This is a genomic window from Nonomuraea sp. NPDC050202 (assembly GCF_040656115.1).
Lineage (GTDB): Bacteria > Actinomycetota > Actinomycetes > Streptosporangiales > Streptosporangiaceae > Nonomuraea.
In genome coordinates, this window is record NZ_JBFALF010000006.1 from 83,727 (window position 1) to 107,488 (window position 23,762).

The window sequence follows — 23,762 nt, forward strand, 5'->3', positions numbered from 1 at the left end:
ATGAATAGGCAGTCGGTTATCTCTTGTAACCGCCCACATCATGCGACAGCATGAAATCTCGTGGAAGACGGCACTTTCAGATCACTCAGTTACTGCGAAGGCACCGTGGACGACGACTACGACGCGCGCCAGTGGGACGTGCGGGAGGACTGCGAGGTCCGCCAGATCCTCGACCGCATCGCCGACAAGTGGTCGCTGCTGGTGATCGCGCTGCTCGACTGCCAGAGCCTGCGCTTCACCCAGCTCCGCCGCGAGATCGACGGCATCAGCCAGCGCATGCTCAGCGTCACCCTGCGCCAGCTCGAACGCGACGGCCTGGTCACCCGGACGGTCCACCCGGTCGTGCCGCCTCGCGTGGACTACGCGCTGACGCCGCTCGGCCGGACGCTGCACCAGACCATCAAGTCCCTGGTCACCTGGACCGAGCAGCACCAGGAGGAGATCATCGCGGCGCGTGCCGCCTACGACGCGCGGCGCGAGATGATGGAGTCATGACCGTTCCTGAGATCGAGGCCACCGCCGTTCCCGCAGACGCTTACCTGCTCGACGTCCGCGAGCAGGACGAATGGCTGGCCGGGCACGCGCCCGAGGCCGTGCACATCCCCATGACCCAGATCCAGGGCCGGGTCGACGAGGTGCCCGCCGACCGCACCGTCTACGTCGTCTGCCGGGTGGGCGGGCGGTCCATGAACGTGGCGGCCTGGCTCAACCAGCTCGGGCGCGACGCGGTCAACGTGGGGGGCGGCATGCAGGCGTGGGAGTCCGCGAGCAAGCCGATGGTCAGCGAGACGGGGCAGCCGCCGTACGTGGCCTGAACCCACCCACTATGGCGGTTCAGCCGCCATTGAGGCATGATGAGGGCGCAAACTACAGATCGTCGCGGGAGCTCGGGGTGCCGGGCTGAGAGGGCAGCTACCTAGCCGCTGCCGACCGCCTGAACCTGTCCGGGTAATGCCGGCGTAGGGAGTGTGCGATGACGCATGTCGCCGACGAAGTTCCGCTGACACTCGAAGGCCGGCCGCCGAAGACGCTGGGCGTGCTCGACCAGGGCGCGCTCTGGGCGAACCTCGGCGTCAGCCTTCTCGGCTTCTCCGGGGCGATGTTCCTGGTCAACCCGCTGGGCAACGCCCCGCTCAGCCTCGCGGCGGCGCTCGTGGCGACCGTGGTCGGCAGCCTGATCGGCACGGCGATGGTGGGCCTGTCGGCCGTTCCCGGGACGCAGACGGGGCAGCCTGCGATGGTGCTGCTGCGCGGGCTGTTCGGAGCGAAGATCTCCTACGTGCCGACGGTGCTGAACATCGTGCAGATGCTCGGCTGGGGCGCGTTCGAGCTCTGGGTGATCGCCATGGGCGCCGGCGCGATCTTCCCCGCGGTGCCGTACGCGGTGTGGGTGATCCTGGCGGGGGTGCTGACCACCGCGCTGACGATCTGGCCGCTCGGGTCGATCCGGGTGCTGCGCCGGTACGTGACGATCGGCGTGATCATCGCGATGGTCTGGTTCACCTGGTTCTTCCTGCGGCAGGCGCCGGCGCAGGAGGGCGGCTCGTGGACCGCCTTCCCCGCCGCGGTCGACTACGTGATCGCGCTGTCGGTGTCGTGGGTGCCGATGGCGGCCGACTTCGCCCGGCACTCGCGCTCCACCGGCGCGGCCTTCACCGGGGTGGTCGGCGGTTACACGCTGGCGCAGGTGGCGTGCCTGGGGCTGGGCGTGTACGCGGTGGCCATCGCGGGCAACGCGGACGCCGTGTTCGGCACGTTCGTCGCGGTGCCGCTGGGGGCGCTGTTCTTCGCCATCCTGGTGCTGCGCGAGACCGACCAGTCCTTCGCCAACGTCTACTCGACGACGGTCTCGCTGCAGAACCTGATGCCGCGCGTGGACCGGCGCGCCTTCTCCGTCGCCATCGGGGTGCTCACCGTCGTGATCGCCCTGCTCGTGGACGTGACGTCGTACGGCGCGTTCCTGGGCGTGATCGGGGCGGTGTTCGTGCCGATGTTCGCGGTGCTGGCCGTGGACTACTTCCTGCTGGGCGGCGCCCGCCGCTGGAACACCGAGGAGAACGCGCCCTCCCGCTGGTCGATGCTGGTGCCGTGGGCGCTGGGCTTCGTGGCCTACTGGCTGACGACCTCGACACCGACCGTCGCGGCGTGGGACGGCTTCTGGGCGGGCGTGCGCGAGGCCATCGGCTTCACCCGGCAGGTGTGGATGAACGGCGCGCTGGGCGGCGCGCTGGTGGCCGCGCTGGTCACGCTGCTCATCGGCCTGCTGCTGCGCGGGCGCCGGTGAGGGCTACCTGCCCGCGTCGACGGTACGCCGCTCGACGTTGAGCAGGTGCTGCTTGGCGGCCGGACCGCCCGCGTAGTCGCCGAGCGCGCCGTCCTCGCGCACCACCCGGTGGCAGGGCACGATCACGCAGACGGGGTTGGAGGCCAGCGCGTTGCCGATCGCCCGCAGCGCGCGCGGCCGGCCGATGCTCTCGCCGATCCGCTCCAGCGTCGTGGTGGTGCCGTAGGGCACGGCCGTGGTCTTCTGCAGCACCGAGCGCGCGAACGGCGTGGCCAGCGCCAGGTCCACCGGCGTGGTGAACGTGCGCAGCCGCCCGGAGAAGTACGCGTCGAGCTCCCTGCGCACCGGGTCGAGCCGCCTGGCCTCAGGCCCGATGAAGCTGCCCACATGCCTGGTGACCAGCTCGTACACGTCGTTCTCCGCCTCGAAACTGCACGCCGCGATGCCCTTGCCCGTCACGGCCAGCACCAGCCTGCCCACGGCGCCGTCGTAGGTGCCGAAGGCGATGTCGGGCGGTGTCTCACCCCGATAGGTGCTGGAGGTCACCCGCAACAGGGCATCGAGATCGTTGCTCGACATGCCTCGCACCCTCCCACCGCCGGGAATCACCGTGACCGCAGCGTATCGGACGGATCTCCCGACGCACCCACCGCACCGCGTGCACTATGGAGTAGTGGGGGACGAATGGGCCGGTAGTGACGATGAGATCGCTCGCGCGGCGCTCGCCAGCTCGCCCAACGCCGTCGTGGCGCTCGACCGGGACCAGAGCGTGCTGGTGTGGAACGCCGCGGCGGAGCGGGTGTTCGGCTGGAGCGCGGACGAGGTGATCGGGCGCAGGGCGCCCATCGTGCCGGACGAGCTGACCACCGAGCACACCGCCGCGCTGGAGCGGGTACGCACCGGCGAGCCCGTGTCGCTGCGCACCAGGCGCCTGCACAGCAACGGCACCCTGCTCGACCTGCGGGTGGACATCAGCGCGTTGCGCCTGGGCAGCGCCGTGGGCGGCTACGTGTGCGTCTACCACCCGGCGCTCGCCGACCACGTGGCCAGGGAACGCGGGGCGCGCCGGGCCAGGCTCGTGCGCCGCCTCACCGACGTGGTCGGCGACATCAACTCCGAGCTGGAGCTGTCGGCCGTGCTGGACCGGATCTCGGCCAGCCTCACCGAGCTCACCGGCGCGGACGCGGGCGGGTTCGTGCTCATCGAGGGCGAACGGCTGCGCCTGGTCAGCACGTACCAGTTGCCGGCCTCGATCAGGGGGACCACCACCGAGCTGCGGACGAGCCTGGTGGACAAACTTTTACGCACGGGCAAGACCGTGCTGCTGGAGTCCCACGGGCTGGACGGCCTGGTGTGGGCCCGGCTGAGCGGGCTGCACACGATCGCGCTGGGGCTGGCGGCCGTGGGCGGGCGGCCGTACGGCGCGCTCTACGCGCTGTTCGCCAACAGCACGCCCGGGCATGTCGAGCTGGAGCTGCTGGAGCTGCTGGCCGGGCACGCGGGCATCGCGGTCGGCAACGCGGTGGCCTACCAGGAGGCGGTGCGGCAGCGGGCGCACGAGCGGGCGGTGTTCGACGCCAGCGCCGACGGCATCGCCGTGCTCGACCAGGCCGGCCGGGTCGTGCGCTGGAACCCGGCCGCGGCGGAGCTGACCGCGCTGCCCGGCGAGTCCGTCATCGGCGGGCCGCCGCCGTTCCCGGTGCCGGGGGCCGGGGAGAAGGGCACCTTCCAGCTCGACAACGGGCGGTGGCTGGACGTGGTCAGCGCGCAGATCGAGGAGACCGGCGAGTTCGTGGTGGACTTCCGCGACGTGACCGCGGCCAAGGAGCTGGAGGAGGCCAAGGACCTGTTCCTGGCCACGACCAGCCACGAGCTGCGCACGCCGATCACGATCGTGCGGGGGTTCGCCAGCACGCTCGACTCGCGCTGGGACAAGATGAACGATCCCGAGCGCCGCTCGGCCGTGCACACCATCGCCGAGCGGGCCAGGTCGCTGGGCGAGCTGATGGATCATCTGCTGCTGGGCGCCAGGGCGGGGGCCGACGAGCTGAAGGTGCGGATCGAGGAGTTCGACCTGGCCGAGCGGATCGACGGGGCCACCCTGGGGCTGCCCGCGCTGTCGGACAAGCACCGGGTGGAGGTGGACCTGGCCGAGGGGCTGCCGTACGTGCTGGGCGACGCCCTGGCCACCGACATCATCCTCGGCCAGCTCCTGGAGAACGCGTTCAAGTACTCGCCCAGGGGCGGGCTGATCAGCGTCGGGGCCTGGCCCGAGGAGGACAACGTGGTCGTGGTGGTCGACGATGAGGGGATCGGTATCGCCCCGCCTGACCGGGAGCGGATCTTTGAGCGCTTCGTCCAGGTGGACAGCGGCGACCGGAGACGGTTTGGTGGAGTAGGGCTCGGTCTCTACATCGTCCGCAGCCTCGCCAGGGCACAGGGGGGAGATGTCAGCGCGCATCCAAGGCCGGAAGGAGGCACCAGAATGCGCCTCGTACTCAGGTGTGCTGTCCCTATCCGATCCGACACACCGATGCGGTAACGAGGTGGTCACGGTTGAGCTGATCTATCGTCCAATGTGTACAAGCTGTGATCGAGATGCGGTTTCTGGGATCGAGTAACGGGGCATTTCGGTCGTACCGGGGAGTGTTCCCGCGGGGGGCACAGGTAACGGGGAGGTGGGTGTGTCAAGCGTGGTGCTGCTGCCGTACGCGCCGTCCAGCGTTGCCGTCGCCCGCCAGCGTCTGAGCACTGACCTGCAGGACTGTGGGGTCTTTGCCGCCGCGATCGACGATGCAGTGCTGGTGGTGAGCGAGTTGCTGAGCAACGCGCTGCGGCACGCGCATCCGCTGCCGTCGGGCATGGTCAGGGTGGCCTGGCTACGCAGCGACGATCACATCGAAGTGGCGGTGAGCGACGGGGGAGCGGCCACAGAGCCGCGGGCGGGCCGCCCGACCCTGTCCTCGCTCGGGGGCCGGGGGTTGGGCATCGTGGAGTACGTGGCGGAGAGCTGGGGGGTCAGGCACGACGGTGACACGACGACCGTCTGGGCCATCCTGCCCGCTCCGAGCCAGTCGATGAACGGGCAGGTGGCGGCCCTGAGAGAGGTCAGCTAGGCGGGCTGGAGCGCCCTGTTGAGCGCTGCTCGCTCGGTGACCGCCCACACCGTCGAGACGAGCAGGTAGAGCCCCGCGGCCAGCGGCAGGAAGAGCGCCGCCAGCACCGAGCCGTACGGCAGCAGTCGCATGATCTTCTTCATCAGCTCCGGCTGCTCCTCCGCGATCTTCATTTGCCTGGCGGAAAGCCAGGCCGCCGCTGCGACCAGTGCGATGACCAAGACAAAGACCAAAACTGGCCCGCTGACCAGACCGTAATTAGCCACCACCCCGGCGACCTGCTGCCCCAGCGGTGCCCCGAAGAGCTGATGGCCCACGAGCGCGGTCGGGTGCGTGGCGACGCTGTACATCAGCCACATGAACGGCAACTGCGCCAGCATCGGCAGGAACCCGGCGAACGGCGAGGTGCCTTCCTTGGCGTAGAGCGCCTTCAGCTCCCTCGACAGCCGCTCGGGGTTTCGCCCGTGGCGCTTGTGCAGCTCACGCAGCTTCGGGGCGAGCTTCTCGCGGATCTTCATCGTACGGGCCTGGCGGACGTTGAGCGGCAGCAGCAGGAGCCGTACGGCCAGCGTGAACAGCACGATGCCGAGCGCGGCGCTGCCGCCGGACATGCCGATGACGAACGTGACAAGAGAATCGATCATGAGCCCTGTTTCCTCGAAGGGGAATGTCCGGGCTCGCTCGTTGTCGAGAGAGCCCCGCTTGACGTGACGTGACGTGGAAGCGGGGCACGCCTAAGGCGCTCGTGGACGCGACCGGCCGGCCGCGTCGGGGTCACGCTGCCGCTGGAAGGCCGTGCGGCGCGCGTAGGACAGCGGGAAGCTCGGCGGCTCTCCGCTGAGGGCGGGCAGCAGCGTGGCCGCCCATGTGGCCAGCAGCAGGATCGCCACCATGGTGATCCCCACCAGCCACGGATCGAACAGAAGCTGCATCGAGCGTCAGTGGGAACGCGACGACTTGCCCACCACGGCGACCGCCACGAAGACGAGGACCGCGATGACGCCGATGATCAGAGCGAGCTTGATCAGGCCTGCCAGCATCGGCAGCAGGAAATTGAACAGCACGAAGAGACCCAGCAAGGTCCCTATGACGAGCATCACGACTCTACCCATGGGGCCACCGTACGTCCTCGGGACATGATCCGCGAGCCTTACGAAGCGATGACGCGCACATCACTTCCCGGCGGCCTGGCCGTACCGTGAAGAGGTGAACACACGCATCCTGGTGGTGGACGACGATCCGACCGTGTCCGAGGTCGTGGCGCGCTATCTGGAGCGTGACGGGCACGAGGTCGAGTGCGTCGGCGACGGTGCCGAGGCGCTGCGCAGGGCGCTGGCCCGGCCGCCCGACCTCATGGTGCTCGACCTGATGCTGCCCAAGCTCGACGGGCTCCAGGTGTGCAGGAAGCTCAGGGAACGCTGGCCGGTCCCGGTGATCATGTTGACCGCCCTCGGCGAGGAGATCGACCGCGTGGTCGGGCTCGAGACCGGGGCCGACGACTACGTGACCAAGCCGTTCAGCCCGCGCGAGCTGGCGCTGCGCGTGCAGTCGGTGCTGCGGCGGGCGCGCGGGGCTTCGGTGACCGGGGGCACCGGGGTGCTGCGCGACGGGGACCTGGTGGTGGACGTGGGGGCCCACGAGGTGCGGCTGCGGGGCGAGGAGGTGCTGCTGACGGCCCGCGAGTTCGACCTGCTGGCCCACCTCATGCGCAACCCTCGGCAGGCGTTCAGCCGGTCGGCGCTGCTCAACCAGGTGTGGGGGTGGTCGTTCGGCGACTCCTCGACCGTGACCGTGCACGTGCGGCGGCTGCGGGAGAAGATCGAGCCCGATCCGACCGATCCGCGAAGGATCGTCACGGTGTGGGGGGTCGGCTACCGGTACGAGCCCCTGGACGACGCCTGATGCCCCGGCCGGGCGACCTGCCCATGATCGTGGCCGTCACGGCCGGGCTGGGGCTGCTCGTCGCGCTGTCGGGCATCTGGCTGATGTGGCGGCTGCGTACCAGGTCGATCGGGGTGATGCTGGCCGTGGTCGTGGTGGTCGCCGTGACGGCCACGCTGGCCGGCGTCGTGGCGATCATCAACAAGATGATCATCGAGGGGGCGACCAAGGACTTCGTGCTGAGCGTGGTGGCCGTCGGCGGGCTGGTGGGGCTCGGCGTGGCGTTCGTGCTGGCCAGGCGGGTGGTCGGGGAGAGCAGGCGGCTGGTGGAGGCGGTGCGGGTCGCGCCGTTCACAGCCCCTCAGGGGTTGCCCGCCGAGCTGCAGACGATCGCGAACACCCTGGAGGAGGCGTACGCGCGGGAGCGGGCCCTGGAGGGCGCCAGGCGCGAGCTGGTCGCATGGGTGAGCCACGACCTGCGGACGCCGCTGGCCGGGATGCGGGCCATGGCGGAGGCGCTGGAGGACGGCGTGGTGTCCGACCCGGAGACGGTCGCGCGCTACCACGGGCAGATCAAGCTGGAGGTCGAGCGGCTGTCCGCCATGGTGGACGACCTGTTCGAGCTGTCGCGGATCCATGCCGGGGCGCTGCGGCTGTCGCGGGCCAGGATCGGGCTCGCGGACCTGGTCGCCGACACGCTGGCCGGCGCGGAGCCGCTGGCCAGGGCCAAGGGCGTGGTGCTCACGGCCGAGGCGTCGGCCGCCGTGCCCGTGGAGGCCGACGCCGGAGCCCTCGGCCGGGCCCTGGGGAACCTGGTGGTCAACGCCATCAGGCACACGCCGTCCGATCAGAGCGTGGTGCTGCGGGCCGAGGTGGACTCCTCGGGGATGGCCTGTCTGTCGGTCACGGACTGTTGCGGGGGGATACCCGAGGAGGACCTGCCGCGGGTGTTCGAGGTGGCCTTCCGGGGGGAGGCGGCTCGTACCCCTACCGCTGACGGAGGGGCCGGGCTCGGGCTGGCCATCGCGCAAGGGATCGTCGAGGCGCACGACGGGGTGATCGAGGTGGTCAACGACGGGCCGGGGTGCCGGTTCGAGATCCGGCTGCCCCTGGTCGGCGGCTGACTTCCGCACACCTCCGCTCAGGCGCTCTCCGGCGGCCGACTTCCGCGCACCCTCGCTCAGGCGCTCTCCGGCAGGTCCCGAGGCTCGCCGAACGACTCGGCCATCGCCCGGAACGTCGGGCACGGCCAGCGCCACATGCAGCTCCGGCACCGCAGAATCGGGTGGGCGGTGTCACTCGTGATGCCCCCCGCGTCGCGCGGCTGATGGAGATCGAGCAACCTGAGCCCGAGCTCCGAGAACCTGAGCAACTCGGTGCGTGCCCCGGCGAGGAACTCCAGGTCCTCGATCGCGAGCCTGGTGCGGATGGGGACGTAGCCTTCGTGGTTCACCAGGCCGCGCAGGCGCCCCGCTTGGTCATGCCATGACGTCGCCTTCTCTGTGCTGATTTGGATGGTCTCTAGGCGTTCTCGCAGCCCCTGGCGCTGAGCGTCTTCGGGTTTCTCGGCTTTCATCGATGCGGGGCCCGTCGGTCGTGCCCCGGCCCCTCCTTCTCCACGAAGCGGTGGCGGTTCCCGTGTCACGCTGTCAAGCTTCGCGTACTCTCCGTTTTCATGGAGCCCAAACGGAGGACAAAAACCTGTGGTTCCCCTATCGGCGTGACAACGTGACCGGAAGCGCTCGCGCCGCTAGCCTGCCCATGTGGAGCTCAAGGTCTCGACTCGATCACATGCCGGGTGCGCACTCGTTGCCATAACCGGAGAAATCGACCTCTATACGGCGCCCCACCTGCAGTCCGAGTTCACTCGGCTGCTGCAGGACGGGCCTGGCCGGGTGGTCATCGACATGTCCGCCGTGGATTTCTGCGACTCCACGGGGATGAACGTGCTGCTCTCGGCGCTCAAGCGGATGAAAGAGCAGGGAGGGGCGCTGGAGGTGGCCGCACCGCGTCCCGCCGTACGCAAGATCCTGCAGGTCACGGGGCTCGACTCGGTGTTCACCGTGCATGATGAGGTGCCGCAGGAGTTCCTCATCGCAGAGGGCTCATGACGGGTTCGTACGTCGCCGCGGAGGCGATGACGGGTGAGGGGGACGCGACGAGCGATCTGCGCGGATGCGACGACCGGGTGAAGGATGACCGGGTGAAGGTGGACGACGCGACGAACGACCTGCGCGGAGGCGATGACCGGTGAGTGCGGACGCCACGGGCTACTTCCGTGGAGGCGATGACCGGTGAGTGGCGACACGGCGGTCATCATTCCCGCCGTCAACGAGGCCGATCGCATCTCGGCCACCGTCAGGGCCGCAGCGGCCCTGCCCGGCGTCGACCTCGTCGTGGTCGTGGACGACGGCTCGACCGACCAGACCGGCAGGGTGGCCCGCGCGGCCGGCGCCCGGGTGGTGCGTCACAGCCGCAACCGCGGCAAGGCCGCCGCCATGGAGACGGGCGCCGAGGCCGTACGCCTCCTCGACGAGGACGCCACCCCGCGCCACCTCCTCTTCCTCGACGCCGACCTCGGCGCGACGGCCCAGGCCGCGGCGCCCCTCATCACGCCCGTACGCGAGGGCGAGGCGGACATGACGATCGCCGTGTTCACCACGAGGGTGAGGCTCGGGGGGCACGGATTAGTCGTACGGCTGTCCAAGGAGGGCATCCGCCGAGCCACCGGCTTCGACCCCGCCCAGCCGCTCAACGGGCAACGTTGCCTCAGCCGAGCCGCGTTCGAGGCGGCGCGGCCGCTGGCGCACGGGTTCGGCGTGGAGACGGCGCTGACCATCGACCTGCTGCGCAAGGGGTACCGCGTCGTCGAGGTCGAGGTGGACATGGCCCATCGGGCCACGGGCACCGACTGGCGGGCGCAGCTGCACCGGGCCCGGCAGCTGCGCGACGTGGCTCGGGCGCTGGCGGTGCGGGAGCCTGTGGTCGTGCAGAACCTCGACAAGCTCCGGCATCGACGCTGACGCCCTTGCCCCTACAATTTCGGCATGCCCGACATTGACGAGCAGGGTCGTCCGGAACCTCCCCTCGACGGCGACGAGACCGCCACCCTCGTGGGTTACCTGGAGTTCCACCGGGCCACCTTCGCCTGGAAATGCGCCGGGCTGGACGCGGGCGGGCTCAAGGCCACCGTGGGGGCGTCGTCGATGACGCTGGGCGGGATGCTCAAGCACCTCGCGTACGTGGAGAACCACTGGTTCTCCCGTCACCTGCACGACCGCGAGGGCCAGTCCCTGTGGACGACGGTCGACTGGAAGAGCGACCCCGACTGGGAGTGGCACTCGGCCGCCGGGGACACTCCCGAGGAGCTGCGCGACCTCTGGCAGGACGCCGTGTCCCGCTCCCGCCTCCTGCTCGACGAGGCGCTGGCCGACGGCGGCCTGGACCGCCTGTCGCGGCGCGCCTGGGCCGACGGGCGGCGGGTCAGCGTGCGGTGGATCCTGGTGCACATGATCGAGGAGTACGCGCGGCACAACGGTCACGCCGACCTCATCCGCGAGTCGGTGGACGGGCTGACCGGCGAGTGACGCGTCCCCTGGAGCTGGTTGTCCACAGGTGACCGCGCTTCGTCGGAAGGCGTCTCGCGAGTGTGCTGGAATTTCCCGGTGACTTCGCAGACGCATCGCGATGAGGCGCGGGGCCGGCCGGCAGGGGCCGCCACGGCGGCGATCTGCGTCTCGGTCCTGCTGACGATCACCATCGGCCTCCTGGGGCCGTCGCCGATGGTGCCCGCGTTGGGTGGCCCGGCCTGGCTTCCGCCCTTCTCCTTGGACGTCGAGCCCGAGCCGCACCTGGTGATCGCCCTGGCGGCGGCAGCCATCGTCCTCGGCGGCTTCGGCCTGCTGGCCGCCCTGCTCGCCCTCTCCCCCGAGGCTCGGCGGCGGCTGCCCGACCCGCGACGGCTCGTCCTCGCCGGCTGCCTCGCCGCCGGCATCCTGGCGTTCCTGCCTCCCTCGGGCTCCGGCGACCACCTCAACTACGCCGCATACGGCCGGATGGTGACACTGGGCCTCAGCCCCTACACCCACGGCGCCATCGACCTCCCGGGCGACCCGATCGCGGAGGCGGTGGAGGAGCCCTGGCGCGAGGAGCCGAGCGTCTACGGCCCGGTGGCCACGGCCGTGCAGGCGCTGGCGAGCTGGATCGGCGGCGACTCGCTCAAGCTGACGATGTTCGTCCTGGCCCTCGTCAACGCCGCCGCGTTCATCGCGACGGCCCTGCTGATCGACCGCTTCACCAGGGACGACCCCGCCAGGCGCCTCCGGGCGGCCCTGCTCTGGACGGCCAACCCCCTCCTGCTCTACCAGCTCGTCGCGGGCATGCACGTCGACACCCTCGCCATCGCCTGCATGGTGGCCGCGCTCCTGGCCAGGAGCCGCCCCGTCGGCGCGGGTGCCCTGCTGGGGCTGGGGGTGGCGGTCAAGGTCAACGCCGGTCTGGTGGCTCTCGGGCCGGCGTGGGAGCTGCGGCGACGCCCCGCCCGCCTGGCCCTGATGGCGGGGTGCGCGGTCGTGGTGGTGGTCGTCGGGTACGTGATCGTCGGTCCCGAGGCGATCGCGCCGATGACCCGGACGAGCAAGTCGATCTCGCACGCGTCCCCCTGGAAGCTGGTCCAGGGCTGGCTCCAGTCGATCGTGGGCACCGGAAGCGCGTATCGGGGGGAGATCCAGGTCGGCTCCCTCCTGCTGCTGGCGCTCATCGCCTGGGCGCTGCTCCGCCTGGCCGCACGCAGGGGGCTGCTGGGCGGAGGGCTGCCGGGCGGAGGGCTGCCGGGAGGAGGGCATGGCGGCGGGCTGGAGGCGCCCGTCGTGGCGGTGGGGCTGGTGGTGGCCTACCTGTTCGCCACGCCGTACATCCTGCCCTGGTACGACGGGCTGGCGTTCGCGCTGCTGGCCCTGGTCGCGGCCTCCGCGCTGGACACGTTCGTGGTCGTGCACCTGCTGGTCCTGTCGCTGGCGTACCTGCCTGCCAGGGTGGAGGGCGTGCCGGTCGACCTCGGATGGCTCAGCAAGGTGGTCAGGCCTCAGCTCGCCTGGGTGCTGCTCGCTCTGACCGCCGCGCTGGTGGTGTGGGCGTGGCGAGCTGCAGGGCACGCACGCAGGCCGCGAGAGTCAGCGGCACGGCCACCGTCAGGGCCATAGCGGGGATGGCGATGCCGGAGTCGTTCATCAGGAAGCCGACGAAGGCGCACGTGAGAGCGCCGAACAGGCCCGCTCTGAACGCCGGGGCCTGCTGGTAGGCCAGGCCCAGGGCGGCGGCGCCCCAGCGCGAGGGGCGGGCCAGCACCAGGAACAGGAAGGCCAGCGCGACCAGCGAGAGGAGGGTCAGCGACCAGTTCCCCACGGTCACACCGATCATGGCGCCGAACTTGCGGGCGATGACGGTCCACGCCTGACCGTCGATGATCTGCTGCACGAAGTTGCCCAGGTGGGTCCGCTGGGTCTCCGGCCGCAGCCAGTCGACGACCGACAGAGCGCCCACGATCGCGGCCCCCGCCAGGCCCACCAGCACGAGTCTCAGCAGCGACACCCGCTTGCCCGACAGCAACATCAGGAAGACGGCCAGACCGATCACGAACGCCGGAACACCGCCGAAGTCCGCTCCCCAGGAGGGCCACCCGTCCGCGAAGACCGCGAATCCCCCGTACAGCGCGCACAACGTGACGACCACGGCCCTGGACACACCCCTGCCGAGCAGCCACTGAGCGATCCCTGCGAGCCCGAGGACGGTGCCCGTGGCGTAGATGGCGAAGGCGATGTTGCTGAAGCCGTAGAAACGTCCTCCGGTCACGGGCTCGTAGCCGGTCACGGCGTTCACCTGGAGCTTCGAGCCGGTCATGACGTCGATGAGGAGGGCGAGCGAGGTGATGGCGGCGACGGTGGTGAGGGGGCCCAGCACATGGGCCCGCCAGGGGCCGGCGAAGGCGACGGCGGTGATGAGACCGGCGATGGCGAGGATCGTCAGGATCACCGACAGCATCGGCACCGGCAGGGTCCACCAGGGCACGAGCTGGGCCAGGAACGTGGACACGGCGATGGCGCCGCTGATCACCGCGACGATTTGGACGGATCTCAGCAGTTTGGAGGTGCTCGCATGCTCCTCGCCGGCGTCCTGCGTGGCGGCAGCGCCCTGCGTGCCGTTCGCGTCGTGGGTGACGAAGGTGCCGTGGGCGCCGTGAGTGTCGTGAGTGCCATCGGTGGCAGGGGCGGCGGGGGTGTTCTGGACGCCCCCGGTGTCTTGCGTGCCGATCGGGTGTTGGTCCGGGCTTGCATGATCCGCCGCCAGGCCGTTCGGGGGCGATGGGCGGGAGGCCGCGCGGGGTGTGCGGCGGCGGCGCAGGGCGAGGGCGGCGAAGGCGTAGAAGAGGAGCTGGACCGTGACCAGGACGGCGAAGAACGGGCCGCGCACCTCGCGCAGCACCTGGCTGGCGAGGTCCCCGTCGGCCAGCTCCGTCACCGTCTCGGACGTCATGGCGGGGGCGGGGCCGCCGGGCTGCCAGGGGCGGCCGACCACCTCGCGGGCAGCGGGGAGGCCCAGGAGCTGGAGGGTGGTGGCGGTGAGGTCGGTGATCGAGACCAGGGCGTCCTGGCGGGTGGAGGTCGCGGTGAGGTGGCCGCGGGGGTACGGGCGGCCGTCAGGGGAGGGGCCAGTGGCGATGGCGACGTGGAGGTGGGCGTTCGGGGTCACGTCCGCGATGCCCGCCAGCAGGACGGTGGTGCCGGCGGGGAGCCGGGTGGTCAGGGTCCCGATCTGCTGGTCCGCCCGCGTCACCGCCGCCTGGCGGGCGGCCGTGGAGAGGGGGGCGGGGACGCCGTACTCGTCGCGGGGCTGCTCGGCCCAGGCGTTCGCGAGGTCGGCGGCGTCGAGGACGATCAGGGTGTAGGGGGCGAGATCGCCCAGCGCGTCGAGAGTGGGGGCGTATGTGGCGATATTTCCGGACTTGTCGGCTGCGGCCAGCGCGGCGCCCGGGCCGATCGCGGCGACCTTGCCGCCGCCGTCCGCGACGAGCTGGCCCAGCGTGCCGAGCTGGGCGTCGTAGCCGGTTTCCGACTGGTACGCCGCCAGGGCCCGCCAGTTCGGGACCGTGGCGCCCTGGCCGTTCTGCTGGGGGGCGGGAGGTGGCGGGCACCCCTTGCCCTCCGTGCCGGCCCGTTGGCCTGCGGAGACGGTCAGCCAGCCGGCGGTGGGGCAGGTGATGCCGCGGTCCGGGGGCGGGACGGCTCGGGTGGAGAGGGAGGCTGAGGCTCCTTCGGCGACCAGGCGCCACAGGTTGGGGGTTCTGGTCTCGTCGAGGTCGCTCCACTGCAGGCCGGGAACGCCGATGAGGGCCACGCGCCGCTGGGGGGCGACAGACGCCGGCCCTGTGCGCGGGGGGGTCCCTGTCTTGCCACTGCCCGCCGCCGTGCTGCCCGCCGCCGTGCTGCCCGCCGCCGTGCTGCCCGGTGCCGTGCTGCTGCCCGCTGCCGCGCCGTTGTTCGCCGCCGTGCTGGTGTTCGCCGCCGTGCTGGTGTCCGCTGCCGTGCCGGTGGCCGTCTCCGTGCCGGTGCTGGCGTCCAGACCCACGCCTGAGGCCGCGTGAGAGGTGGTGATGCCGAGGCCCGCGCCTGCGTGAGAGGTGGCGGTGCCCAGGCCCGCGCCTGCGTGCGTGGCGTGGGCAAGGCTGCCCGGGCCTACGTCTGTGCGCTTGGCAGGGGTGGTGGTGCCCGGGCCGGCGCCCGCGTGCGGGGCGGGGGCGGTGGTGTCCGGGCGCGTGACGGTGGTGGTGCCCGGTTCGGTGGCGCTCAGGGCGGGGGCGGCGGTGAGAGGGGTGAGAGAGAGGGCGAGGAGGGCGATGGTGAGGGGACGGGTGACCCGGTGGCCGAGGCGTGGGCGCGCCCCGTACCGGCCCTGAGGCGGGTACGGCGTGGCGTTCGGCATGTACGGACCCCCAGTAGTCTGCCCCTCGATCAACAACAGCCACGGTAACGTGCCACACCGTGACAAGTGGCGAGGTGCGGGTGATCCGGCGGCAGTGGTGGGCGTGGGCGATCGTGGTGCTCGTCGTCGCGGCGGCCGTGGCGCCGCTGGTGCACACGTGGCTGACGAACCCCGACGACCAGCGGCTGGTTGACCTGGACGTTTACCGTACCGGCGGGCAGATGCTGCTCGACGGCCGGCCGGTGTACGACTACGTCACGCCCGCGCCGCAGCTGCTGCCGTTCACGTACCCGCCCATCGCCGCGATGCTGGCCGTGCTGCTGGCCGGGATGTCGTGGGAGACGGCGCAGTGGGTGTGGACGGCCGGGATCTTCGTGGCGCTGGCGGTGACGGTGGGGTTCTCCTTCCGCCAGGTCCTGGAGCGACAGGAGCTGCGCAAGTACGCGCCCTGGGTGTTCGCGCTGCTCATGGTGGCGTGCACGTACCTGATGCCGATCAGGGACCAGGTCCGGTTCGGGCAGGTGGACATCCTGCTGGTGGCCCTCTGCCTTGCCGACTGCGTGGCGAAGCGGCCGTGGTGGCCCAGGGGGTTCCTGATCGGGCTGGCCACGGCGGTCAAGCTGACTCCCGGCGTCTTCCTGATCTACCTGCTGGTCACACGGCAGTGGCGGACGTTCTTCATGGCGTCGTTCGCGGCGGCGGTGCTCACGTTGCTGCCGTTCGCGGTGATCCCGCAGGACGCGGTGGACTTCTGGTTCTCGGCGCTGCTCGACCCCGAACGGCTCGGCGCGAACGCGGCCACCACCAACCAGTCGATCCGGGGCATGCTGATCCGGTTGTACCTGCCGCAGGAGTGGCTGACCTCGCTCATCTGGCTGGCGATCGTGGCCGTGGTCGGCTGGCACGGGTTCAGGGGGGCGCGGGAGGCGTACCAGGCGGGCGATTCGCTCACCGCGGTCGCGCTGGTCGGGCTGATGGCGGTGCTGTTGTCGCCGGTCGCCTGGATCCACCACCTGGCGTGGGTGGTCGTGGTGATCGCGGCCATCGTGGGCGACGGGCGTGACCCGGTCAGGCTGCGGGTGGCGGCGGGGGTGTGGCTGTACTACGTGGTGCCGGTCCCGTGGTGGGGCGTTTCGCTGGTAGCCGCCCAGATCCCCGTGGTCAGCCTGGTGCTCGGGAAGATCGTCCAGAACGGGTTCGGGCTGGGCGCGGTGGCTCTGGTGTGGTTGTTGGTGTCCTGGCTCCCGAAACGGCGACAGATCGCTTGACTCAGCCGTTACCCTCTGTGCGTGCTCGTTACCACATGGGTGATCGTGGGTGTCGTCGCCGGGGTCAGTGGCGTGATGATCGGTTACCTTGCGCTGCGCCAGGCCAGGGCCACGGTGGAGGACTGCCGGCGCCTGCTCTCCCGGCAGATCAGCGAGGGGCGGGGGGATCTCAAGGCCATCAGGGACGTCGCCGTGTGCCAGTACGACGCGCTGTCGGAGATGACCGGGAGGAGGTCGTTCTCGGTGGCGATGATCAACGGGCTGGGCGACGGGATCGTGCTGACCTCGATCAACGGGCGCAGCGAGACCCGGACGTACGTGCGGGCCGTGGTGGGCGGGAAGGGGCAGCAGCCGCTGTCGCCGGAGGAGGAAGAGGCGGTGCGGGCTGCCAGGCTCGGGCACGGGCCGGTGGTCCCCTGCCGGGCCGCCGAGCTTCCGTGAGCCGACCGGCCAGGAGCAGGCCGCCGGGTGAAACGGCCGCCGGCGCTGCCCACCTGCGGATAGCCTGTAAGCATGCCCAGACTCGCCTATCTCGGACCGGAAGGGACCTTCACCGAAGAGGCCCTGCGGCTCCTGGACCCCGCCGCCGAGCGGCTGCCCTGCGCGACCGTGAGCGCCGCGCTCAACGCCGCACGCTCCGGTGACGCCGACGGCGCGGTGGTGCCGCTGGAGAACTCCATCGAGGGCGCGATCACCACGACGCTCGACGAGTTCGCCTGGGGCGAGCCGTTGCTGATCAATGCCGAGCTGCTGCTGCCGGTGCAGTTCTCGCTGCTGGCCAGGCCGGACACCGAGATCCCGCACATCAAGCGGGTCTACACGCATCCGGCCGCCATCACCCAGTGCCGCGCCTACATCTCGCGCGAGCTGCCCGACGCCGTCGTGGTGGCCGCCCCTTCGACGGCCGCCGCCGCGCAGGAGGTGTCGCTGCCGGGCTCGCCGTACGACGCCGCCATCGCCGCGCGCATCGCCGGTGAGCACTACGGGCTGGTGGAGCTGGCCACCGACATCGGTGACAGGTCCGACACCGTGACCAGGTTCGTCAAGGTGAGCCGTCCGGGGCCGCTGCCCGAGGCGACCGGCTCCGACCGCACCACGCTGGTGGTCTTCCTGGCCGACGACCACCCGGGCGCGCTGCTGGAGATGCTGACCGAGTTCTCCGTGCGCGGGGTCAACCTGACGCGCATCGAGTCGCGGCCGACCGGCGACGGGATCGGGCGCTACTTCTTCCACTTCGACTTCGAGGGGCACGTCGCCGACGCCCGGGTGGGCGAGGCCATCGCCGGGCTGCACCGGATCTGCGGCGAGGTGCGCTTCCTCGGGAGCTATCCGCGGGCCGACGGTGTGGCGCCGCAGATCAAGCGTGGCACGTCCGACCCGGAGTTCGCCGAGGCGGGCGACTGGCTGGCGAGGATCCGGGCGGGGCAGGTCTGAGCGTCGCCGCCGGGTGAGGTGAGCCGCCCGCGCGGCGCGCGGGTCGGCGTACGGGAAAGCAGGGGCGGGACGCCTCCCCGCGCCGGTAGCCTTTCCTTGTGATTGACCTGCGTACCCTTCGTGAGGACCCCGACCGGCTACGGGCGTCGCAGCGTGCCCGCGGTGAGGACGACTCGGTCGTCGACACGCTGCTCGACCTCGACGAGCGCCGCCGATCCGCGCTGACCTCGTTCGAGTCTCTGCGCGCGGAGCAGAAGAGCATGGGCAAGTCGGTCTCCAAGGCGCAGGGCGAGGAGAAGGCCGCGCTGCTCCAGCGGGCCAAGGACCTCGCGGGCCAGGTCAAGGCCGCCGAGTCCGAGGCCGAGAAGCTGGGCGCCGAGCTGGACGAGCTGCTCCAGACGGTGCCCAACATCGTCGAGGAGGCGGCGCCGCCCGGCGGCGAGGACGACTACGTCGTGCTTGAGACGTACGGCGAGCCCCGCGAGTTCGACTTCGAGCCGAAGGACCACCTGGAGCTGGGCGAGGCGCTCGGCGCCATCGACATGGAGCGGGGCGCCAAGGTCTCGGGCTCGCGCTTCTTCTTCCTCAAGGGCGTCGGCGCGCGGCTGCAGCTCGGCCTGCTCAACATGGCCATGCAGCAGGCGATCGAGGCCGGGTTCACGCCGATGATCACGCCGGTGCTCGTCAAGCCGGAGACCATGCAGGGCACCGGCTTCCACGTGTCCCACGACAAGGAGATCTACCGGCTGCCTGAGGACGACCTCTACCTCGTCGGCACCTCCGAGGTGTCGCTGGCCGGCTACCACGCCCAGGAGATCCTCAACGCCGACGAGCTGCCGCTGCGCTACGCGGGCTGGTCGTCGTGCTTCCGCCGCGAGGCGGGCTCCTACGGCAAGGACACCAGGGGCATCATCCGGGTCCACCAGTTCGACAAGGTCGAGATGTTCTCGTACGTGCGGCCCGAGGACGCCCAGGAGGAGCACCAGCGGCTGCTGGCCTGGGAGAAGGAGATGCTGGCCAAGATCGAGGTGCCGTACCGGATCATCGACACGGCGGCGGGCGACCTCGGCATGTCGGCGGCCCGCAAGTTCGACTGCGAGGCGTGGATCCCCACCCAGGGGCGTTACCGCGAGCTGACCTCGACGTCCAACTGCACCGAGTTCCAGGCCCGCAGGCTCGCCGTCCGCTTCCGCGACAAGGACGGCAAGCCCCAGCACCTGGCCACGCTCAACGGCACGCTCGCCACGACCCGCTGGATCGTGGCGATCCTGGAGAACCACCAGCAGGCCGACGGCTCCGTGGTGGTCCCCAAGGCGCTGCGCCCCTACGTGGGGCTCGACGTGCTGGAGCCGGCCAAGTAGAGCCTCACGGGCCGGCGTAGGGGGCCGGATTCGCGCGGCGGGCGTCGCTCCTGACGGCGGCGGCGCTCGCCAGCACGACCAGGCCGGTCAGCAGTACGGCGAACGCGAACGCGACCGCGTACGAGTCCGGCGTGCCCTCAGCCCAGCCCACGAACGGCAGGTAGACGGCCAGGTAGACGAGCGGCGAGGCCAGCACCCCGACGGCGGCGGGCACGGGCCGGGCCCGGCCCGTGAATCCCAGGACGAGGGAGCCCACGACGCCCGCCAGGATCATGAGCAGGCCCAGGGTGGAGAAGGGCATCCCCGGGGCGTAGAACGAGTCCGGCAGGGTGCTGTCGCCACTCACCAGGAGCAGCAGGCCGAGGCAGGCGGTGAGCGCGGAGCCGGTGTAGGCGACGGTGTACTGGCGCAGCCCGGCCCCCGCCCCGGCGAACAGCATGCAGGCGGCGAGGAAGATCGCCACGTTCCGCTCGGGACCGGTGTCCACCTCGGCCGAGGTGGTGCCGGGCCAGCCCAGGCGCCGCCACGTGCCGGACGCGTCCCGGACGGTGATGCCCGCCATGCCGGTCGCCACGACGACGACGTGCCCGCCCGCCTGCGCCTGCACGGCCAGCGACGTGGCACGCACACCGGAGGAGTCGTACTGTCTGGTCAGCCGCTTCAGCTCGTCCGCTGAGGGCTCCCACGACGGGCGCCACGTGACGCCGGCGTCGTCCGACTGCTCCACCGCCGTCCGGCCTGTGCTCAGTCGGTAGCAGCGGGTGGCCTGCTGCGGGACGCACTGGGCGCTCTGCGACGGCCGCTGGGTGCTCTCGCCGGTCGTCTCCGTCCAGGTGCGGCCGCCGTCCTGCGACACCCAGTCCATCGGCGTGTCCGTGTGGACGGTGACGCGTCCCGTCCGGTCCACCTCCACGGCCTGGGCGGAGGGTGGCGGGGGCGCGGCGCTGGTGGCGGTGACGGCGATCAGGGCCAGCGGAACCGTGACGATGATCCGCCAGCGGGCTGAGGCGGGATGGTGGAGGGTGCGCCGGCGTACCCACCACGCCAGGGCGAGGGCCGGGAGTGCCAGCAGGTCCGTAGGATCGGCCAGGACGCGCGACGGGCCCGCGACGAGGGTCCAAGCCTGGGAAGCGAGCTGCGCGCCCGTCTCCGTGGTTTTGACGGCCGTGAAGAGGGCGCCGGTGAGCACCGTGGCCGCCAGGTCGGCCCGCCGCCAGAACAGCAACGCCAGCAGCGCGGGCGCCACGACGAGCCCGGCGACATCGCTGAGCTTGCCCGTGACGAGGCCGGGCCAGGCCTGCTTGAACAGGTGGTCGTTGACCAAAAGCACGAGAACCCCGGCAACGGTCACGGGGTGACACAACCACGCGTACCTCATACTCAGGTCGATGGCCTGAGGAGGCGGACGGTTCAAGGGGTGTGTGAGTCGAGTCACAGCCGTGACCGATCCGACACCGGCTTCGTGATCTTTCTCACGTTCGGGTCCGTCCGGGACCCCGGCTACCGGGCGGCCCGTCATGGCCGGTCCCGGACAAGCAAAAGACCGAGGCCCGCTGGGAGCGAACCCCGGTCTATCTCGCTGCTAACAGGTTAGAGGGCTCGGACCTGAGAGGCCTGCGGCCCCTTCTGGCCCTGCGTGATCTCGAACTCGACCCGCTGGCCGTCTTCAAGGCTGCGGTAGCCGTTGCCGACGATCTCGGAGAAGTGAACGAACACGTCCGGCGCACCGCCGTCCGGGGCGATGAAGCCGAAGCCCTTCTCGGCGTTGAACCACTTGACGGTTCCCTGAGCCATAAAAGCTCTCCCTCAGGATGTGAATCTATGGGACCCACACCTCGTGGGTCCCGGTGTGTCGTACAGCAAGCACCCGGGGTGGCTCAGACAAAGTCATGCTGGTTTTCACTACGGGATCAGCTAATACAACGCCATCACATCTAACACCATTCTGGAGCGTTGGTGTTCCCCTCCTCAGGAAGATTTCTGTCAGGCGGCATCACCGGGCAAACTGGAACCTGTTATGCAGAGTCTTCCCGCACCGCGTCTAGTGGCCACCGACCTCGACGGAACCGCGCTGCGTACGGACGGAACCGTGTCTCCCCGCACGGTCGCCGCCTTCGCCAAAGTCGAGGAATCAGGGGCTGTGCTGGCCTTCGTGACGGGGCGTCCGCCCCGGTGGATGGGCGGGGTGGCCGGCGCCGTACGCCACCGTGGCCTGGCCATCTGCGCGAACGGGGCCCTGATCTACGATCTCCATACCGAACGGATAGTGGAATCTCACCTCATCGCCGTGGAGGTGCTCGAGGAAGTCGTCGCTCAGCTAAGAGCGAACGTGTCCGAACTCGTATTTTCGGTCGAGTATGAAGCCGGTTTTGCGCATGAGTCCGATTTCCTGCTGGGCGGCCTGGACCGCCGCCTGGGGGCGGTGCGGATCGACTCGGTGACCGCCAAGCCGTGCGCCAAGCTGCTGGCCCTGCACCCCGCCATGGGCGCGGACGAGCTGCAGGCCATCGTGCACGAGCTGGTGGGGCACCTGGTGACGGCCACCCACTCCAGCCGCAGAGGCCTGATCGAGATGAGCGCCCAGGGCGTGACGAAGGCGAGCGCCCTGGCGGCGTTCGCCGCCGAGCGGGGGATCAAGGACACGCAGAGCGTCGCCTTCGGTGACATGCCGAACGACCTGCCCATGCTGAGCTGGGCAGGTACGTCGTACGCGGTCGCCAACGCGCACCCCGACGTGCTGGCGGCGGTCGATCACGTGACCGCGACCAACGACGACGACGGTGTCGCGCGGGTGATCGAGGAGCTCTACCGGTAGCCGCGTCCAGCGGCAGAGGCAGGGCCCCTGACCGCCGTGCCTAGAGGTAGGGCCCCGAGCCGTGGGGGCGCTGGCCCTCTTCACCGGGCACGCCAGGCACGCCGGGCAGCGCTCTGCGCATCTGCTCGAGCTGGGCCCGAGCCGCCATCTGCTGCGCGAACAGCGTGGTCTGGATGCCGTGGAACAACCCTTCGAGCCAACCCACCAGCTGGGCGTGCGCGATGCGCAGCTCCGCCTCGCTCGGCGGTGTGCCGTTGTCGTCGGTGAACGGGAGCGAGAGCCGCTCCAGCTCGTCGACCAGCTCCGGCGCCAGCCCGTCCTCGAGCTCCTTGATGGAGGACTCGTGGATCTCCTTCAGCCGCTTGCGGCTGGCCTCGTCGAGAGGGGCCGCGCGCACCTCCTCGAGAAGCTGGCGGATCATGCTGCCGATGCGCATCACCTTGGCGGGCTGCTCGACCAGGTTGGTGACCGATCGATCATCCTCGCCGCTATCGCCCTGACCTTGGAAGTCAGGGCCCACCACCACGATGTGGGGGGTGTTGTTGTCCTCAGCATTCATAACACTCACCGTACTAGCAGGATCTTGCCGACGTGCTCTCCCGAATCCAACATTCGGTGAGCTTCCGCGGCCTCGGACATGGGTACCTCCGCGTACACGACAGGACGCACCGCACCCGCTCCGACCAGGGGCCATACGTTGTCGACCACACTCCGCACGATGACGCCCTTGTCGTCGACGGGACGGGCGCGCAGCGTCGTGGCGTGCACCGACAGGCGCTTGGCGAGCATGGCGCCGAGGTCGATCTCGCCCTTGCGCCCGCCCTGCAGCCCGATGATCACCAGCCGCCCGCCGGCGCGCAGCGCCCGGACGTTGCCCGCGAGGTACTTCGCGCCCATGATGTCGAGGATGACGTCGGCGCGTACCTTGTCGGCGAAGTCCTCCTCGCGGTAGTTGATGACCTCGTCCGCGCCGAGCTCCCTGACGCGCTCGCCCTTGGCCGCCGAGCCGACGGTGGTGACGACGTGCGAGCCGAGCGCCTTGGCGAGCTGCACCGCGAACGTGCCGATGCCGCTGGCCCCGCCGTGCACCAGCAGCGTCTCGCCCCTGCGCAGCCGGCCGACCATGAACACGTTGGACCAGACCGTGCACGCCACCTCGGGCAGGCCCGCGGCCTCGCGCAGCGACACGTTCTCGGGCACGGGCATGACCTGCTGCCAGGGCACGGCTACGCGCTCGGCGTAACCGCCGCCACCGAGCAGCGCGCAGACCTCGTCACCCGGCTTGAAGTGCTCCACGTCCTCCCCGATCTCGACCACCACCCCGGAGACCTCCAGCCCCGGGTAGGGCGAGGAGCCGGGGGGCGGGTCGTAGAATCCTTGCCGTTGCAGGACGTCGGCTCGGTTCACCGCCGAGGCGGTCACGTCGATGAGCACGTCCCCGCGCTCGACGTGCGGCTCCGGCACCTCGCGCCACTCCAGCACCTCTGGTCCGCCTGGCCTGGCGATCTCAATGGCTCGCATGCGATCCACGGTAGCCGGGCAAAGAAGTTGTGGGTTGCCGGGCTGCGAGGGAACTCATGGCGTTAACCTGCAAGGTATTTGCTGCCCCTTTAGACCCACCCGAGG

Annotated in this window: 27 protein-coding genes, 1 pseudogene and 1 riboswitch; of the genes and pseudogenes, 18 read left to right on the top strand and 10 right to left on the bottom strand. The window is 70.6% G+C overall.

The window, feature by feature from the left end:
- Positions 1-105 precede the first annotated feature (105 nt).
- The 3 genes from AB0I79_RS19270 (at position 106) to AB0I79_RS19280 (ending at position 2,284) form a co-directional block, all read left to right on the top strand.
- Positions 106-495: a helix-turn-helix domain-containing protein gene (locus tag AB0I79_RS19270; RefSeq protein WP_357874535.1), complete on the top strand. Its 390-nt coding sequence runs from the start codon at positions 106-108 to the stop codon at positions 493-495.
- Positions 492-815, top strand: a complete 324-nt coding sequence (locus tag AB0I79_RS19275; RefSeq protein ID WP_357874538.1) for a rhodanese-like domain-containing protein — start codon at positions 492-494, stop codon at positions 813-815. The genes AB0I79_RS19270 and AB0I79_RS19275 overlap by 4 nt, the downstream gene beginning before the upstream one ends.
- 54 nt (positions 816-869) lie before the next feature.
- A riboswitch (TPP riboswitch) is annotated at positions 870-984 on the top strand.
- Positions 974-2,284 carry a cytosine permease gene (locus AB0I79_RS19280; protein WP_357874542.1) on the top strand — a complete coding sequence of 437 codons (1,311 nt, stop codon included), beginning with the start codon at positions 974-976 and terminating at the stop codon, positions 2,282-2,284. It overlaps the preceding riboswitch by 11 nt.
- A gap of 3 nt (positions 2,285-2,287) precedes the next feature.
- On the opposite strand, the gene AB0I79_RS19285 is transcribed toward AB0I79_RS19280, so the two are convergent.
- Positions 2,288-2,863 (bottom strand): methylated-DNA--[protein]-cysteine S-methyltransferase, encoded by a 576-nt coding sequence (locus tag AB0I79_RS19285; RefSeq protein WP_357874545.1) that lies wholly within the window; start codon positions 2,861-2,863, stop codon positions 2,288-2,290.
- 94 nt (positions 2,864-2,957) lie between these two features.
- On the opposite strand from AB0I79_RS19285, the gene AB0I79_RS19290 reads away from it, so the two are divergent.
- Positions 2,958-4,826, top strand: coding sequence for a PAS domain-containing sensor histidine kinase (locus AB0I79_RS19290; RefSeq protein ID WP_357874547.1), 1,869 nt, complete (start codon positions 2,958-2,960; stop codon positions 4,824-4,826).
- A 142-nt stretch (positions 4,827-4,968) separates the two neighbouring features.
- Complete coding sequence (locus AB0I79_RS19295) at positions 4,969-5,400, top strand: ATP-binding protein (RefSeq protein WP_357874550.1); 432 nt, start codon at positions 4,969-4,971, stop codon at positions 5,398-5,400.
- On the opposite strand, the gene yidC is transcribed toward AB0I79_RS19295, so the two are convergent.
- The 3 genes from yidC to AB0I79_RS19310 all read right to left on the bottom strand — a co-directional run bounded on the left by yidC (position 5,397) and on the right by AB0I79_RS19310 (position 6,512).
- The gene (gene yidC, locus AB0I79_RS19300; protein ID WP_357874553.1) at positions 5,397-6,044 is read right to left on the bottom strand and encodes a membrane protein insertase YidC; all 648 of its coding nucleotides are present in this window, start codon (positions 6,042-6,044) and stop codon (positions 5,397-5,399) included. The genes AB0I79_RS19295 and yidC overlap by 4 nt on opposite strands.
- A 90-nt stretch (positions 6,045-6,134) precedes the next feature.
- Positions 6,135-6,332, bottom strand: coding sequence for a DUF6412 domain-containing protein (locus AB0I79_RS19305; RefSeq protein WP_253754533.1), 198 nt, complete (start codon positions 6,330-6,332; stop codon positions 6,135-6,137).
- A gap of 6 nt (positions 6,333-6,338) precedes the next feature.
- Positions 6,339-6,512 carry a hypothetical protein gene (locus tag AB0I79_RS19310; RefSeq protein ID WP_155128785.1) on the bottom strand — a complete coding sequence of 58 codons (174 nt, stop codon included), beginning with the start codon at positions 6,510-6,512 and terminating at the stop codon, positions 6,339-6,341.
- 94 nt (positions 6,513-6,606) lie between these two features.
- Between AB0I79_RS19310 and AB0I79_RS19315 the strand changes: the two genes are divergently transcribed.
- A complete protein-coding gene (locus AB0I79_RS19315; RefSeq protein WP_357874556.1) occupies positions 6,607-7,302 on the top strand; it encodes a response regulator transcription factor in 696 nt (231 codons plus the stop codon).
- Positions 7,302-8,405 (top strand): HAMP domain-containing sensor histidine kinase, encoded by a 1,104-nt coding sequence (locus tag AB0I79_RS19320; RefSeq protein ID WP_357874559.1) that lies wholly within the window; start codon positions 7,302-7,304, stop codon positions 8,403-8,405. Before AB0I79_RS19315 ends, AB0I79_RS19320 begins: the two co-directional genes overlap by 1 nt.
- 56 nt (positions 8,406-8,461) lie before the next feature.
- Here the strand turns inward: AB0I79_RS19320 and AB0I79_RS19325 are convergent, their stop codons facing one another.
- The gene (locus tag AB0I79_RS19325; RefSeq protein ID WP_240973466.1) at positions 8,462-8,734 is read right to left on the bottom strand and encodes a hypothetical protein; all 273 of its coding nucleotides are present in this window, start codon (positions 8,732-8,734) and stop codon (positions 8,462-8,464) included.
- Between the two features lie 310 nt (positions 8,735-9,044).
- On the opposite strand from AB0I79_RS19325, the gene AB0I79_RS19330 reads away from it, so the two are divergent.
- The 5 genes and pseudogenes from AB0I79_RS19330 to mptB all read left to right on the top strand — a co-directional run.
- Positions 9,045-9,392 carry an STAS domain-containing protein gene (locus AB0I79_RS19330; protein ID WP_357874562.1) on the top strand — a complete coding sequence of 116 codons (348 nt, stop codon included), beginning with the start codon at positions 9,045-9,047 and terminating at the stop codon, positions 9,390-9,392.
- Positions 9,389-9,535 (top strand): hypothetical protein, encoded by a 147-nt coding sequence (locus tag AB0I79_RS19335; RefSeq protein WP_357874565.1) that lies wholly within the window; start codon positions 9,389-9,391, stop codon positions 9,533-9,535. The genes AB0I79_RS19330 and AB0I79_RS19335 overlap by 4 nt, the downstream gene beginning before the upstream one ends.
- Positions 9,536-9,575: 40 nt before the next feature.
- Entirely contained in the window at positions 9,576-10,304 is a 729-nt protein-coding gene (locus AB0I79_RS19340; RefSeq protein WP_357874568.1) for a glycosyltransferase, read from the top strand.
- A 24-nt stretch (positions 10,305-10,328) separates the two neighbouring features.
- A complete protein-coding gene (locus AB0I79_RS19345) occupies positions 10,329-10,868 on the top strand; it encodes a DinB family protein (RefSeq protein WP_357874571.1) in 540 nt (179 codons plus the stop codon).
- Positions 10,869-11,063: 195 nt separating this feature from the next.
- A pseudogene (mptB, locus tag AB0I79_RS19350) lies at positions 11,064-12,062 on the top strand (polyprenol phosphomannose-dependent alpha 1,6 mannosyltransferase MptB); the annotation flags it as partial.
- Between the two features lie 295 nt (positions 12,063-12,357).
- Here mptB and AB0I79_RS19355 read toward each other — a convergent pair.
- Positions 12,358-14,673 carry a hypothetical protein gene (locus tag AB0I79_RS19355; RefSeq protein ID WP_357874574.1) on the bottom strand — a complete coding sequence of 772 codons (2,316 nt, stop codon included), beginning with the start codon at positions 14,671-14,673 and terminating at the stop codon, positions 12,358-12,360.
- Between the two features lie 52 nt (positions 14,674-14,725).
- Here AB0I79_RS19355 and AB0I79_RS19360 point away from each other — a divergent pair, with 52 nt between their 5' ends.
- From AB0I79_RS19360 to serS, 5 genes are all read left to right on the top strand, one after another.
- Positions 14,726-14,920 (top strand): hypothetical protein, encoded by a 195-nt coding sequence (locus AB0I79_RS19360; protein WP_357874577.1) that lies wholly within the window; start codon positions 14,726-14,728, stop codon positions 14,918-14,920.
- A 397-nt stretch (positions 14,921-15,317) separates the two neighbouring features.
- Complete coding sequence (locus AB0I79_RS19365; protein ID WP_357874580.1) at positions 15,318-16,526, top strand: glycosyltransferase 87 family protein; 1,209 nt, start codon at positions 15,318-15,320, stop codon at positions 16,524-16,526.
- Between the two features lie 21 nt (positions 16,527-16,547).
- Complete coding sequence (locus tag AB0I79_RS19370; protein WP_357874582.1) at positions 16,548-16,967, top strand: DUF4446 family protein; 420 nt, start codon at positions 16,548-16,550, stop codon at positions 16,965-16,967.
- A 72-nt stretch (positions 16,968-17,039) separates the two neighbouring features.
- Entirely contained in the window at positions 17,040-17,960 is a 921-nt protein-coding gene (gene pheA / locus AB0I79_RS19375) for a prephenate dehydratase (RefSeq protein WP_357874584.1), read from the top strand.
- 98 nt (positions 17,961-18,058) lie between these two features.
- On the top strand, positions 18,059-19,321 hold the full coding sequence (gene serS, locus AB0I79_RS19380; protein ID WP_357874586.1) for a serine--tRNA ligase: 1,263 nt from the start codon (positions 18,059-18,061) through the stop codon (positions 19,319-19,321).
- A gap of 4 nt (positions 19,322-19,325) precedes the next feature.
- Here the strand turns inward: serS and AB0I79_RS19385 are convergent, their stop codons facing one another.
- Both AB0I79_RS19385 and AB0I79_RS19390 read right to left on the bottom strand, forming a co-directional pair.
- Positions 19,326-20,651, bottom strand: coding sequence for a hypothetical protein (locus tag AB0I79_RS19385; RefSeq protein ID WP_357874589.1), 1,326 nt, complete (start codon positions 20,649-20,651; stop codon positions 19,326-19,328).
- Positions 20,652-20,911: 260 nt separating this feature from the next.
- A complete protein-coding gene (locus AB0I79_RS19390) occupies positions 20,912-21,115 on the bottom strand; it encodes a cold-shock protein (RefSeq protein WP_080043977.1) in 204 nt (67 codons plus the stop codon).
- A 223-nt stretch (positions 21,116-21,338) separates the two neighbouring features.
- Here AB0I79_RS19390 and AB0I79_RS19395 point away from each other — a divergent pair, with 223 nt between their 5' ends.
- A complete protein-coding gene (locus tag AB0I79_RS19395) occupies positions 21,339-22,136 on the top strand; it encodes an HAD family hydrolase (RefSeq protein ID WP_357874593.1) in 798 nt (265 codons plus the stop codon).
- Between the two features lie 40 nt (positions 22,137-22,176).
- Here the strand turns inward: AB0I79_RS19395 and AB0I79_RS19400 are convergent, their stop codons facing one another.
- Together AB0I79_RS19400 and AB0I79_RS19405 are read right to left on the bottom strand one after the other, a co-directional pair.
- Positions 22,177-22,695: a bacterial proteasome activator family protein gene (locus tag AB0I79_RS19400; RefSeq protein WP_357874596.1), complete on the bottom strand. Its 519-nt coding sequence runs from the start codon at positions 22,693-22,695 to the stop codon at positions 22,177-22,179.
- Between the two features lie 5 nt (positions 22,696-22,700).
- Positions 22,701-23,657, bottom strand: a complete 957-nt coding sequence (locus AB0I79_RS19405) for an NAD(P)H-quinone oxidoreductase (RefSeq protein ID WP_357874598.1) — start codon at positions 23,655-23,657, stop codon at positions 22,701-22,703.
- Positions 23,658-23,762 lie beyond the last annotated feature (105 nt).